Annotated in this window: 11 protein-coding genes; 3 read left to right on the top strand and 8 right to left on the bottom strand. The window is 64.2% G+C overall.

Annotated features, from left to right (window positions below):
• The first annotated feature begins 192 nt into the window (after positions 1-192).
• Positions 193-1,545 carry a DUF2325 domain-containing protein gene (locus BLQ92_RS18915; RefSeq protein ID WP_090686069.1) on the top strand — a complete coding sequence of 451 codons (1,353 nt, stop codon included), beginning with the start codon at positions 193-195 and terminating at the stop codon, positions 1,543-1,545.
• A gap of 51 nt (positions 1,546-1,596) precedes the next feature.
• Here BLQ92_RS18915 and BLQ92_RS18920 read toward each other — a convergent pair whose 3' ends face one another.
• Both BLQ92_RS18920 and BLQ92_RS18925 read right to left on the bottom strand, forming a co-directional pair.
• On the bottom strand, positions 1,597-2,076 hold the full coding sequence (locus BLQ92_RS18920; RefSeq protein ID WP_244106272.1) for a winged helix-turn-helix domain-containing protein: 480 nt from the start codon (positions 2,074-2,076) through the stop codon (positions 1,597-1,599).
• 280 nt (positions 2,077-2,356) lie between these two features.
• Complete coding sequence (locus tag BLQ92_RS18925; RefSeq protein WP_090686070.1) at positions 2,357-2,854, bottom strand: molybdopterin-dependent oxidoreductase; 498 nt, start codon at positions 2,852-2,854, stop codon at positions 2,357-2,359.
• 242 nt (positions 2,855-3,096) lie between these two features.
• Here BLQ92_RS18925 and BLQ92_RS18930 point away from each other — a divergent pair, with 242 nt between their 5' ends.
• Both BLQ92_RS18930 and BLQ92_RS18935 read left to right on the top strand, forming a co-directional pair.
• Positions 3,097-3,972, top strand: coding sequence for an extracellular solute-binding protein (locus BLQ92_RS18930; protein WP_090686071.1), 876 nt, complete (start codon positions 3,097-3,099; stop codon positions 3,970-3,972).
• Positions 3,973-3,975: 3 nt separating this feature from the next.
• On the top strand, positions 3,976-5,817 hold the full coding sequence (locus tag BLQ92_RS18935) for an ABC transporter ATP-binding protein/permease (protein WP_090686072.1): 1,842 nt from the start codon (positions 3,976-3,978) through the stop codon (positions 5,815-5,817).
• A 153-nt stretch (positions 5,818-5,970) separates the two neighbouring features.
• On the opposite strand, the gene BLQ92_RS18940 is transcribed toward BLQ92_RS18935, so the two are convergent.
• The 6 genes from BLQ92_RS18940 to cpaB form a co-directional block, all read right to left on the bottom strand.
• A complete protein-coding gene (locus tag BLQ92_RS18940) occupies positions 5,971-7,161 on the bottom strand; it encodes a YncE family protein (RefSeq protein WP_090686073.1) in 1,191 nt (396 codons plus the stop codon).
• 20 nt (positions 7,162-7,181) lie between these two features.
• The gene (locus tag BLQ92_RS40070) at positions 7,182-7,385 is read right to left on the bottom strand and encodes a hypothetical protein (RefSeq protein WP_175772524.1); all 204 of its coding nucleotides are present in this window, start codon (positions 7,383-7,385) and stop codon (positions 7,182-7,184) included.
• A gap of 291 nt (positions 7,386-7,676) precedes the next feature.
• On the bottom strand, positions 7,677-8,330 hold the full coding sequence (locus BLQ92_RS18945; protein ID WP_090686294.1) for an FMN-dependent NADH-azoreductase: 654 nt from the start codon (positions 8,328-8,330) through the stop codon (positions 7,677-7,679).
• A 14-nt stretch (positions 8,331-8,344) separates the two neighbouring features.
• Positions 8,345-8,800 carry a GNAT family N-acetyltransferase gene (locus BLQ92_RS18950; RefSeq protein ID WP_090686074.1) on the bottom strand — a complete coding sequence of 152 codons (456 nt, stop codon included), beginning with the start codon at positions 8,798-8,800 and terminating at the stop codon, positions 8,345-8,347.
• A complete protein-coding gene (locus BLQ92_RS18955) occupies positions 8,797-9,525 on the bottom strand; it encodes an NAD-dependent epimerase/dehydratase family protein (protein ID WP_090686075.1) in 729 nt (242 codons plus the stop codon). Before BLQ92_RS18955 ends, BLQ92_RS18950 begins: the two co-directional genes overlap by 4 nt.
• 279 nt (positions 9,526-9,804) lie before the next feature.
• Positions 9,805-10,563, bottom strand: a complete 759-nt coding sequence (gene cpaB, locus BLQ92_RS18960) for a Flp pilus assembly protein CpaB (protein WP_090686076.1) — start codon at positions 10,561-10,563, stop codon at positions 9,805-9,807.
• Between the last annotated feature and the right edge of the window lie 1,681 nt (positions 10,564-12,244).

Genomic DNA, 12,244 nt, shown 5'->3' on the forward strand with positions numbered 1-12,244 from the left:
TGCGTCGTACGGATGGCAGGGGTGCTTTCTCGCCGGAAAGCACCCTGTTGTCCGTTTACGTAAGGGTGCCTCGCATGCCTAGCGTTATATTCAATGGTATATTGCGCTACTGAGACTGATAGTGGCAGCTTCGGGATCATCCGGCCTCCGTGGCCGGCGCGGCCTGCCACTGAAACCGCATTCGAGGTCGTCATGCAAGCTCCCCCGTTTCGCCTCGCTCGCCCCGCCGATGCCCGCGCCAACGAGAGCGCAGGCAGCCGCCTGCGCGCGGCCGATGCCTGTTGCGCCGGCCCGTCCTCCGCGCAGCTCGCCGGTGCACGGCGCCGCACCCGTCTCGCGGAGCTGGACTCGCATATGCACTGCTCGATCATCGGCACTTGCCTGACCACCCACGAATTACGCAAGCTCGTCCCCAGATTCACGGATCTGGATCGCCAGCGCGCGACCGACCTCGAGATTCACCATGCCGCCGTCGAACTGGCGATTGCCGGTGGCGCGGGCGGCAAGGCGCTGCACAAGGCGCTCGACGAACGCTACGCCGGCGCGATCCGCCGCTTCGATCAGGCGCGCGACGAAGCGGCGCTGGTAGCGCTATGGAATGAATCGCTGAAGAACGGCGACATTCCGCCCGCTTACTGGGCGCTGATGACCCATCCGTACGCGACGATGCCGGTGCGTCAGGCGGCCTTCGGCGAACTGCACATGCTGTCGCACCTCGTGGGCGCGGCCAATCGCGCGGATATTCGCCGGCTCGTAGCGCTCGAAGAGGAAAATGCCGCGCTGCGCGACAAGGTCGAGCGGCAACAGAACCGGCTGCACGAGATCAGCACCCAGCGCGATGCGGCGATTGCACAGTTGACCGAGCAGGTCGTCAAACTGACTGCCCAGGCTGGGCGTCAGCCATCCGCCGACACGGCAAGTCTGGTGGAAGAAGTCAAAACGCTGCAGGACAAACTCAAGGAATCCGAGCAGCGTCTCGCGCTCCACACCAGCCGCCGCGAAGCCGCGGAGCAACGTGCGCTGGAGGATCAGGGTACGGCGCAGGCACTGCGCGAGAGTCGCGATCAGGCGCTGGCGTTGCTGAAGGTGGTGCAGTCGGAATGCTACGCGCTAGAGCGCGCCACACTAGAGGCGCTCGATCAGCCCGACACGCGCCACGCAGGGCTCGCCGGCGTAGAGGGCAAGCGTGTGGTGTATGTCGGCGGCCGGCCGGGCTCGAACGCGGCGCTCAAGGCGCTCGTGGGTTCGGCGGGCGGCGAACTGGTCGTGCACGATGGCGGCGTGGAGGATCGCAAGGGCTTGCTGGCGGCTGCGTTACCGGGCGCCGACCTCGTGGTGTTTCCGGTGGACTGCATCGACCACGATTCGATGAATATGCTCAAGCGCGTATGCGAACGTCATCAGGTGGACTATCACCCGCTGCGAACGGCGAGCGTGGCCAGTTTCATCGATTTAATCGCGCGCTTGCAGACCGACCGGGGTGCTTCGCAAAACGTCGTGCCGCATGCGCGGCCGCCATCGGCGTTTTGCCTGCGGCACGGGTGAGGCCAAGTGAGGCTGGCCGAGGGTTGGCTTGGGCTCGCCGGGTGAGGCCCTTCAGGCCCGCATCAGCCGGATCAGTTCGGCAATCTCTTTGGCACAAGCTTTTTCGGCTTGCGCCTCGACGTCGCGATAGAGGCGGACAATGTTCTCGCCAACCGATGTGAGTACGCAACCGCCGCCGCTCTGTCCACCCTGCTCGGAAACGGTGGCGGGCGACTTAAGCGACTGATTCAGTTCGTCGATCAGCAACCATGCGCGCCGGTACGACATATCGAGGCTGCGGGCCGCAGCCGAGATGGAGCCATGTTCGCGCACGGCTTCGAGCAATTCGACCTTACCCGGTCCGAGCGCAACGGTGCCGGCCTTGCGGATACGCATGCGGAAGCGCACCTCCGGCCGCGCTTTGCCGCGGGCTGCGGTGGGAGCTTTCGCGGGGGCTTGAGCGACGGCTTTAACGCCGGTTTTGGCGGCGGCTTTCTTCGCCGGTTTTGCCGGTTTCGCCGGGGCAGGTTTGATTTTCGCGGATTCGGCCATGCGCGAAAGCATACACGAAGCGGCTTGCCAGGCAACACCCCTCCATGCAACTCAGCAACACCCTCGAGACAGATTCGGCATCGCCTTAGGACGCATGCGGAAAGCAAAACCCATAGTCTTCACAACCGGGCGCGGGACCGGGCCGGTGAACTGGAGAGCGTGTCGTCAGGCATGGTATGAGCGTCGCGCAGCGATTGACTCATGGTACGACTACCGCCGGGCGAATGCGCACCGGTGCAGCCAAAAACCGGTTGAACCCCATGCACAGCTTTCTAGCGCATTACAAGGGCCGCAGTACCTGCACATCGATCCGCGCCAGGCGCTTGACGTGCCGCGGCGCCGCCATGATGTCCGCACCCGAAAACAGTATTGGCGCGCCCTCTTCCGCACTCAGGGGTTCGCCGTCACACTCGTAAGCAATCAGCGCGTGCTCGCCCACCGGCGTGTTGAACAATTCGTGCCACGAAAACGTTACCGCGTAACCATCCCAGGCTCCCGCGACGAACACCATCCGTTTGAAATCCCCTGGCGCCTCGTTACGCAAACCGGCTTCGGCGATCAGATCGGTCAGACGCACGCCCCGATAGCGGCCGACGCGGCGAATATAGCGGTTGGTCGTAAAGCAGCGCAGGTCGAACGGTGATGCCAGAACACTTTCGTAGGCTCTGAGCTGGTCAAGCGATAGCGACAGCGGCCGCAGCACGCGCCCGCTCAGGACAAAATCGCTGGCGAGCGCCGGCTCGTGCGCGAGTTCGGCGCTCAGGTTCATCGAGTCCATGCTGGCGGATCCTCCGGCAACGAATACGGCTTGTGGCACAAGGCGTGCCCACATCGTGCGGCACACCCACCACGCCGCGCTATATTCTCACATATATTACGAACCTCCCCGCCCGGCGCGGCAAGGGGCCGCACGGCATACCCGACATATGGCCCGATCTATACCCGCGAGCCCGTCGAAGCGACCCACTGCGCACGATGGCGTCGTAATATATCGGTCTTTATAACGCTACGGGAAACGGCATGATTCGCAAGCTGCTTGCATCTCTCACAGTGGTCGCCGGCGTGGTGGCCGCCACCCCCAGCTTCGCCCAGGACAGCACCGTGAACGTGCTTTACGCAGGCTCGCTGGTCAACCTGATGGAGCGCAGCGTCGGCCCCGCCTTCGAGAAAGCCACTGGCCTGCAGTTCCGCGGCTATGCAGCGGGTTCGAACAAGATCGCCAATGAGATCAAGGGCAAGCTGCGCCGCGGCGATGTGTTCATCAGCGCCAGCCCGAAGGTCAACCAGAGCCTGATGGGCGCCGAGAACGGCGACCACGTGAGCTGGTACGTCAATTTCGCCGAGTCGCCGCTGATGATCGGCTACAACCCGAAGAGCAAGTTCGCCGCCGACTTCAAGACGAAGCGCTGGGACCAGGTGCTGCAGGAGCCGGGCATCCGCATCGGCCGCACCGATCCCAAGCTCGATCCGAAGGGCGCATTCACAGTCGAGATGATGACCAGGGCCGCCGAGCTCTACCATCAGCCTGATCTCGTCGAAAAGACGCTGGGCGCGCCGGACAATCCCGCCCAGGTGTTGCCTGAGGAAACCCTGGTCGGCCGGCTGCAATCGGGCCAGCTCGACGCCGGCTTCTTCTACTCCACCGAGACGTCCGACCTGAAAATCCCGGCGCTGCAGCCCGCACCGGAATTGAAAGCCAAGGCCAGCTATACGCTGACTATCCTGAACGATGCGCCCAATAGCACCGGCGCAGTCCGCTTCGTGGACTTCCTGCTGAGCGCGGAAGGCCGCGCGCTGTTGAAGGCGCATGGCGTCGATGTCATCAAGCCGGCCGTCACCGGCAATGGCCAGGCTGTGCCGCCGTCGGTGCAGGCGGTGATCGATGCGGCTCAGTAAGCCATGAAGCGTATCGCGGCCCGGCCGCTTTTCTGGCTGGCCGCGCTGCTGGCGGCGTATCTGTGCGCGCCGTTCATCGCCAGCGTGCCGCAGCTGGGCGCGGCCGACTGGGCCAATGTCGACTGGCACGCCACGTGGTCGGCGGTGGCCGTCTCCGCCGCGAGCGCCAGCGTCGCCGCGCTCGTCATTCTGATTGGCGGGGTGCCGCTCGGCTATTTTCTGGCTCGCTCCAACTCGCGCAAGGTGGCGCTGCTCGGCTTTGTCGTGCAGTTGCCGCTCGCGCTGCCGCCGCTAACGAGCGGCGTGCTGCTGCTGTTTTTGCTCGGACCGTATAGCTGGGTGGGCCAGTTGACGGGCGGCGCCTTGACCGATTCGTTCGCCGGCATCGTGCTGGCCGAAACGTTTGTCGCGGCGCCCTTCCTGATCATCGCGGCCAAATCCGCGTTTGCCGCCGTCGATCCGGTCTTCGACGACGTCGCCGCGACCCTCGGCCATCATGCTGGCAGCCGTTTCTTTCGCGTCACGCTACCGGTCGCCTGGCCGGCAATCCGGGCCGGACTGGCGCTCGCCTGGCTGCGCGCCTTCGGCGAATTCGGCGCGACGGTGATGGTGGCGTACCACCCCTACTCGCTGCCGGTCTATACCTATGTCGTATTCGGCGGCCAGGGATTGCCGGCCATGATGCCGTTGCTGCTGCCCACGCTCGCCATCGCGATTGTGTGCGCCGCACTGTCGATCTATAGCCGTCGCGTGACGGGCGCCATCGCGCCACTGGAAAACGGCGAGGACGTGGCCGATCCGCTCGTCGGCCACTCGGCGCCGGCTGACGAGGAGCCGCTGCGCCTTGCGTTTCAGTTGACCCGCCATCTCGGCGCCTTCGACCTCGACATCGCGTGGACGCCGGCCACCCGGCGGCTTGCGATCATTGGCCCATCGGGTTCCGGCAAGTCGCTGGCGCTGCGATTGATCGCCGGACTCGAACGTAACGAGCACGGCTCGGTACGCCTCGGCGCCGCGGATCTGGATGCCTTGCCGCCGGAGCGCCGCCAGATCGGTTACATGCCGCAGGACTACGGCCTGTTCCCGCATATGACAGTGGCCCAGCAACTGGCCTTCCCGGTCGACGCGGACGCCGTCAGCGCGCGCTACTGGCTCGAGCATCTGGGCCTCGCTGCGCTGGTTGGGCGGCTGCCGCATCAACTGTCGTTCGGTCAACGTCAGCGGGTCGCGCTGGCACGGGCGCTGACGCGTCACAGCCAGCTTCTGCTGTTCGACGAGCCGTTCGCCGCGCTCGATACGCCGCGCCGCCGGCGTTTGCAGCAGTCGCTACGGACCCTGCAGCGCGAGATTGCGGCGGTGACGATCATCGTGACTCACGATCCCGACGAAGCCGCGCTGCTGGCCGACGAAGTGCTGGTGATCGAACAGGGACGCGTGCTGCAGGCTGGTCCGATCGAAACGGTCTACGAGCAACCCGCGACCATGCGCGTGGCCGAATTGCTCGGTCTGCACAACGTGGGCGAAGGCGTAATGCGCGAGGATGGATGGCTTGAAATCGGCGCCGGCCTGCGGGTGAAAACAACCGCGAGTTCGATTGCGGCGGGCCAGCGGGCCATGTGGCGGGTGTCGTCACACGCGCTGGTAGCGACGTCCGACGGTCCGTACCTGGGCACGATCGACGCCATCGAGCTGCGCCGTGGCGAGCGTTATATCCATGTGGAAATAGCCGGCGCGTATTTCGATCTTGCCAGCGAGGACACGCGTTTGCGCCAGGGCACCCAGCATCGCTTTGCGATCGCTTCAGCGGGCGTCTCGGTGTGGCCGGCACAAAGGGCCATCATCTGAGGGCAGCCAACGCCCGCCACGGCACGCCGGGAGAGCGTGGCCCTCGCTCATCGTCGGCATCCGCTATGGTACGGCATACCGGAGAGCAGAGACGCCGGACCAACCCTGTGAAGGATCGATCACGGCGCCCTTACGACTGACTCAATACAACACTCAGCTTGCCTGCGGCGCCGGGCAGAACAGTTCGCCGTGCTTGGCCAGATAGGCACGCGCACCGCTACGATCCGACGCGTTGAACAGGACCACGCCGCCATTCGAAACGACCGCGAGGGTCGCGCCGTCCGGCGTATAGCGCAGCGCCTGCGGGTTGTCACCGGCTGCGTAGCCGCCATTCACCTTGCCGCTGTCACGCGCGACGGTCGTCACCACACCGTCTTGCGACAACGAGACTGCCAGCGTATTGCCGTCCGGGCTCAGCACGAAATGGTAGGCCGTCGGCGTGCCGCAGAAATGCAGCGTATTGGCAGGCTTGAGGGTCTGCGCATCGTATTCGACGATGCCGTCACGCGCGAGCACCAGCAGATTGCCGCTATGCGGGTCGACCTGGACATCGAGTGCGCCGGCCGCATCGATGCTGCCGATCAGCCTGCGATTCAGGGTATTGAACACCTCGACTGTGCCCGCCACGCCGTTGGTGACGAACAGGCGTTTGCCGTCCGACGACAGGACCATGCCGACCGGACGCCCGAACGGCTGGTCATGCGCATCGCCGCCCTTCAGCGCGAAGCGGCCGAGCGGACGGCCATTGGCGGTCTCGAACACCGACACCGTGTTCGACACGACATTCATCACATAGGCACGGCGGCCATCCGGCGACAGCACGACATTCTGCGGAAAGCGCTGGGCCCGGACCGTGCGCAGGATGCGCCCTTTGTCCAGATCCACGAACGCCAGCGAATCGGGACGCAGCGAGCTCACATAAGCGCGGCGGCCGTTCGCATCGACTGCCACGCCAACCGCGCCGACGCCGCGGCAGAAGTTGTCCGGGCAGTCGTCCGAGGTCTTGACCGGCGCGTGACCGTCGATCGTCTTGCTCACATTGCGGTTCGCCAGATCCACCACCGCCAGCGTGTTGTCGCCGTTGCTGGTTGCGTACAGCCACTTGCTGTCGGCGCTGATATCCAGACCCTCCGGCGCGTTGCCGACCGGAATCACGGTGCCCTTTGCCAGTTCCCCGACCGGGACGGCTGCGGCTTTTGCTGCGGCGTCGTTGGCGGCGTCATTGGACGTGCTGCACGCACCTAGCACCACGCACGCAGCCACCACGGCGGCCAGCTGACGCAAACCCGGCAACGCAGACTGCCCTTGGGCTTCAATATGATTAAAACGATTACGCCAACCCATCGCTGCTCCTTGTTTAAAACTCAATGAAATAATCGAATCACGCCTGGGATGCTGCCTGCCCGCAATGGCGTGCGGATATTCAGGAGAAAATCGCATTTGCGCCGCACTTGTGCGGATTCCCCGAACACTGCCGGCAGCACGCAAACACCCGTTGATTCAGACGGCACACGGCCGACCCATTCCGCATACAGCCATGCATAACAAACCAGCGGCAAAATGGCCATGCCGCGAACGTCGCCTGCCCGTTCGCGTGATGGCCACATATCGTTTTATCTAACGCTGAACAATGACGATTTCACTACAGCTTGACGAAACGTCAAATTCATGTGAATTGCATAAGCATCATGTTCCGCTCATATTCACGGATGTGCGGATTCTAAATGAGGGCGACCGGCCATGTATAGTATTTGTTGGAGTTCTGGCGGCCTTTTTATTCAGCCGGCCCGGTCAAATGGCCTTATTCAGATCGAAGGCATAAAGCGGCATAATTTACAGAAAATAATCCGGCGGATGCGTCAGATTTTCCGATGCCGGTCCTGTCCTGCCCAGCCAGCCGCGGCAGCCGCTATCCACTCTGCCGCATGGGCGTCGGCCTGGGCGATCTCGCCAGCGCCGCGCGCGAGGCTCGTCAAACGCAGCGCCGAAACGTTTCGCAGTCCGATTGTTCCCAGCACGTAACGCAGGTAAGGCGTGAGAAAGTCGATTTGACCGCTTGGCGTCGGCGGCTCCGGTACGGCGCCGCCGCAAGCGACCACCAGGAACACCGGCCGGTCCTGCAACAGGCCCTCCTTCCCTTCGCGGCTGCTGACAAAGGTCCGGCCGATCCGCACCACCTGATCGATCCACGCCTTGAGTACCGCCGGCACCGTGAAATTGTGCATGGGCGTATCGATCACCAGAGCATCGGCGCCTTCCAGCTCGGCAATCAACTCTTCTGATAACGCTAACGCCTCTGCTTGCGTTGCACCGCGCTGCGCCTGCGGCATCAGCGCGGCCTCGACAAAGGAGCGGTCCGGATACGCCGGAGGCTGGGCCGCGAGGTCACGCGCGATGACTCGCAACGGGCCGCCGTGCCTCCGCTGCAGCTCGTCGACCAGTTGCCGCCCGATTCTGCGGCTGTGCGATGCGTCGCCGCGCGTGCTCGCGCTGATATGCAACAGAACGCTCATGTAGCCCATTCCTCCTAAAGCGGTGTATTGAAACGCAAGGCGGTAGCGAGCAGCCCCTGCCGATAATAAAAGCGGTGGCCAAGCGTATTGGTCAGCGGCGTGTCCAGCACTAGCTTCGCGCAGCCGAGCGCACGCCCTTCGGCCTTGAGCCGGTCCATCAGCAACTGGCCGTAGCCGGTGCTACGCGCGGCGGCCTCGGTAACGAGATCGTCCACGTAGAAATGCGGACCGTGAATCAGATTGTCCTGCACCCGGAAGCCCGCCAGCGCCACCGGCTTCGTGCCACGCCACAGCGCTAGCAGACGATAGCCGACCGCTACCTGGCGCTGCCAGCGTTCGATGAATTCCGCGCTGGAGGCGAGGTGCGGCCGCAGTTCGTGCATTAGCGCAAAGCAGGCGGCGGCTTCGGCTGGGTGGTCCACATAGCGTATCTCGAGTCCGGCTTCCAGCTTTACGGGTTCAGCGATCATGGTGCGATTCTCCAGTCCGCGCGCCAGCCGAGCAGCCGCTCTGCCTTGGCACAGTCGAGCGTGCCGTCGGTTTCGGCGATGTTGTAGATGCCTGGCGTGCCACGCGTCAGCGCCAATTCGGCGGCGCGCGCCGCAGCATCGACGTGGACCGGGCCTGCGCCCGAAGCGGTCCCGAACCCGGTACCGGGACCATAGAGCCGCCCATAGCGCAGCACGATGGCCTCCAGCGGGGCTTGCAGCACCTGCTGTTCGAGGCTCGCCACCCCGCGCAAGGTGACGCCGCGCGGGCCGTCGAAATCGCTGTCGAGCGGATCGTCCTCGTTATGCGGTAGCGGGCCGTCCGCGTACGCGAAGCCGATGCTTTGCGCGAGCATGCGCTGCGCGCCCGCAGCAACCGCGGCAGCCACCAGATTGCGGGTCCCTTCGGAGCGAATCCGGGCGTTGCGCTGCGCCGCCTCGGCCATGCGAGCCGGGTCGAGAGCGGGCGGCAGGTCGGTCAGTTGATGCACCACCACTTGCGGTCGCGCCGCGGCGAGCGCGTCGTGTAACGCGGCGGCATCGAACACGTCGACAACCAGCGGTTCCACGCCTAGCTCGCGCAGCAGCGCCGCCTTCGCCGATGAGCGCGTCGTGCCGACCACGCGCCAGCCCGACGCTACGTACAAAGGCGCAAGGCGGCGCCCGATCGCGCCTGTTGCACCGGCAAGAAAAATACATTCGGCCATTGCGGCACCCTCCGTGGGTTAGCGGCGCCACGGCCTGCCCGTGCAATCGCAAGCTCTGCCCGCCGCCAATGATGTATGAGTTCGAACATCATATAAGAGTTCTTACATTGTGTGCAAGCGAACCGGGAAAGGCTTGAGCAGAGATTGCAAAGGATGATGTCGCCCTGGCGGGCCCGAGACGCACCGGCAACGCTCACGATATGACGTGAGCGGCAGCGGCTGTATGAGAAAAGCTGAAGCGCCGCGTGGTGCGGCGGCCGATTCGGGAAACTGCAGCGCCTAGGCCCCGCCCCGTTTCGTCCAACTGATTGGCGCGAGGCGCAAGGCCGGCTCGTCGAGCAGCGCAAGCCAGGCCGCCTCGTCAGCATCGTCGCTGTAACGATCTGCCCGGTTGTGAAGCTGTAACGACAGCGTTCCTGTGCGGCGCGCCAGCTCGATCCGCGCGGCGTCGGCGGGCGTCACCGCAAGCGTGACGACCTCGGTCGCGCGCGGCCAAACGGCGAAGCGGTCCACGTGGCGCGTCACCGACAACACCAGCACCTGCTGCAGCAGCACCGTCGTAGCAGCACCCGTCTGCGCGACACCATGCGCAGCATCGCCGGACGCCCGCCCTTCGGCGACGATATCGACATGATTGCCCGGCAGTGTCAGCCCCTGCACGCCGTCGATTCCGCTCAATCGCACGCTGAACGGCAGCAGAGCCGCGTGGACGACGCCGGTCATGCCGCTCGATGAGGCCACAGGTTGCAGCGTCTCTTCTACGAGCGGCTCGCCGCGCCGCAAGCTCGCCTTCAGCACGCGGCCATCGAGTTTGCGTGGATCGTCAAACGCGCCGGGCGGAACATGGCCCGGGGGACAATCGATCAGCTTGATGAAGCGCGGCGCGAGATGCTGGCCAAGGTCGATATCGACCGCAGCCACCGCAATCCTTGCCGCCGGCGCCGCCACCGGCTGCATGCCGCGCGAGGCAGACAGCCCCATCGCCAGCGTGCCGGCAAGCGTCACCGCCAATGTCCCCATTCGTTTTATATTTTTCATGTCGCACTCCTTATTTAACTGCCTGGCAGGATTGCGCGGGTGGTACTCCAACAGAATCGAACAGGAGCGGTTTGTCGGGATGGTTGCCGGAAAGCCGCCTTCGTACCGAAGGTCGGCGAGGCAAAAGAGAAAAGCGAGGGATCATCAACGCCGGCGTCGTACCGCGCTGCAATCGGCCGCTCCGTTCCCCGTGGCGATCGTGTTGTTCCGATCTGCCGCCCGGCATATGCCGTCCCCGCAAAGCGTCGATGCAATCGGTCTGCACCTGGCGGGGGAACACCCGCCCCCGTCAGGTGGCTGCCGATCGGGCTGTTGATTCGCCCGTAGTAAAAACCTTCCTGCTAAGCCTTTCTGTGAAGGCTTGCTTGCCGTGTTGGCCTCGTCGCGCCATTTCCTGGCTGGCCCCGTCGCGCCCGTTGAGATGGGTTTGATGGTACGTCTTGTTATACCTTCCCTGTGCCTTTCCGCACTGCCTGTCGAGCGTCTTTGCGCCCCCTGCTGAGCGTCTTCGCGCTCCCGGTTTCCCCGCCCTGCCCGTGCTTCCCCGCGCCGCTTGTCGTGCCCCGCCCTGCTTTGTCCTGCCCTTCTGGTCCGGCCTCGCGTGCTTGCTGCGTTGCCGGTTGCAGGACATGTAGCGACGACCGTGCCAGGCACGCACAACACGTTGCTACGCCCGGGGTAGCGGCCAGCGCACCGGCCGGCCCGACAGGCCGGGCGCCGCGCAGCGAAAAAACTGTTGCAACGTTGCGACTCGGCCGCGGAGGAAAATTTGCGGAAGCCAACGACGGGGCCGGTAAGGGTGTCCTGCCGCGGCAGCGACGCACCGCGCGAAGTTCTGAGCCTGGGGCGTCCGGCGGCACCCAGGGTTCGCTCACCGGATCAGCGGCAAGCGCTCGATGACCGATATGTGGGCTACCGCACGCAGCCCAAAGTGTCTCAATTGTGAGACGCCCGCCGCACGCTAGAATCAACCAACCAGTGGCCAGCACCCCGACCTGCGAGGATCGGTCAGAATTGGCCGGCCACCCAGCGCGCAGAACCGGATGAGGCGCGGATCAGGCGCGGCGCGCCCTGACAGCTCGCCGGCGCTCCTTGCGTGGCTGCGCAAAGCTATGTGGGAATAGAGGTTCAATGGAATCTCACCGGATTTGTTTCAATAAAATACGGCGACCGGTCAAATATTCCGCTCAAATTATCAACAATCCCGTCACACGATTAGTGCGCGGCATTCTTGAGATTGAGTCAGATTTGAAACATGCTGCATCTCGCGCCCCGTCAGGGCGAACGGCCGTGCCATGTGCCTCATCCAGATTTGCTCGTATGGCAAGCGCAATTGTTTTGATCTATCTTTGGCCCATGCGCCGCTTAGAGCGCAATATAGAGAAACCGGCAGAAAACCTCTCAACGGTCGTCATCGGGGGATGAAATGAAAAATAAGCGTTCGTTCGAACAAATTATTCAGCGTGTCATAGATTTCATGGTGAGCGGCCAACGCGGCCGTGGGCGCGATGTGTCAGCCGGCCGCCATGCGGGATCCGCGCCGAGGCACGGAATGGCCGCCGCAAGCGAAACGCAAGGTGCTGTGCGCAACGCTGCAGGACTGGTGCGATCCCGGCCAGTGGTTACGCCTGAAGCATCCTTCGCATGACCCAGCCCAGCAACCGTGAGCGCTGTATCGAAC

The sequence above is a fragment of the Paraburkholderia phenazinium genome (assembly GCF_900100735.1).
GTDB lineage: Bacteria > Pseudomonadota > Gammaproteobacteria > Burkholderiales > Burkholderiaceae > Paraburkholderia > Paraburkholderia phenazinia.

Bases quoted from the DNA above. Each gene is read 5' to 3' on its own strand.
- BLQ92_RS18915 (WP_090686069.1), top strand. From the start codon at position 193: ATGCAAGCTCCCCCGTTTCGCCTCGCTCGCCCCGCCGATGCCCGCGCC.
- BLQ92_RS18920 (WP_244106272.1), bottom strand. From the start codon at position 2,076: ATGGCCGAATCCGCGAAAATCAAACCTGCCCCGGCGAAACCGGCAAAA.
- BLQ92_RS18925 (WP_090686070.1), bottom strand. From the start codon at position 2,854: ATGGACTCGATGAACCTGAGCGCCGAACTCGCGCACGAGCCGGCGCTC.
- BLQ92_RS18930 (WP_090686071.1), top strand. From the start codon at position 3,097: ATGATTCGCAAGCTGCTTGCATCTCTCACAGTGGTCGCCGGCGTGGTG.
- BLQ92_RS18935 (WP_090686072.1), top strand. From the start codon at position 3,976: ATGAAGCGTATCGCGGCCCGGCCGCTTTTCTGGCTGGCCGCGCTGCTG.
- BLQ92_RS18940 (WP_090686073.1), bottom strand. From the start codon at position 7,161: ATGGGTTGGCGTAATCGTTTTAATCATATTGAAGCCCAAGGGCAGTCT.
- BLQ92_RS40070 (WP_175772524.1), bottom strand. From the start codon at position 7,385: ATGGCCATTTTGCCGCTGGTTTGTTATGCATGGCTGTATGCGGAATGG.
- BLQ92_RS18945 (WP_090686294.1), bottom strand. From the start codon at position 8,330: ATGAGCGTTCTGTTGCATATCAGCGCGAGCACGCGCGGCGACGCATCG.
- BLQ92_RS18950 (WP_090686074.1), bottom strand. From the start codon at position 8,800: ATGATCGCTGAACCCGTAAAGCTGGAAGCCGGACTCGAGATACGCTAT.
- BLQ92_RS18955 (WP_090686075.1), bottom strand. From the start codon at position 9,525: ATGGCCGAATGTATTTTTCTTGCCGGTGCAACAGGCGCGATCGGGCGC.
- cpaB (WP_090686076.1), bottom strand. From the start codon at position 10,563: ATGAAAAATATAAAACGAATGGGGACATTGGCGGTGACGCTTGCCGGC.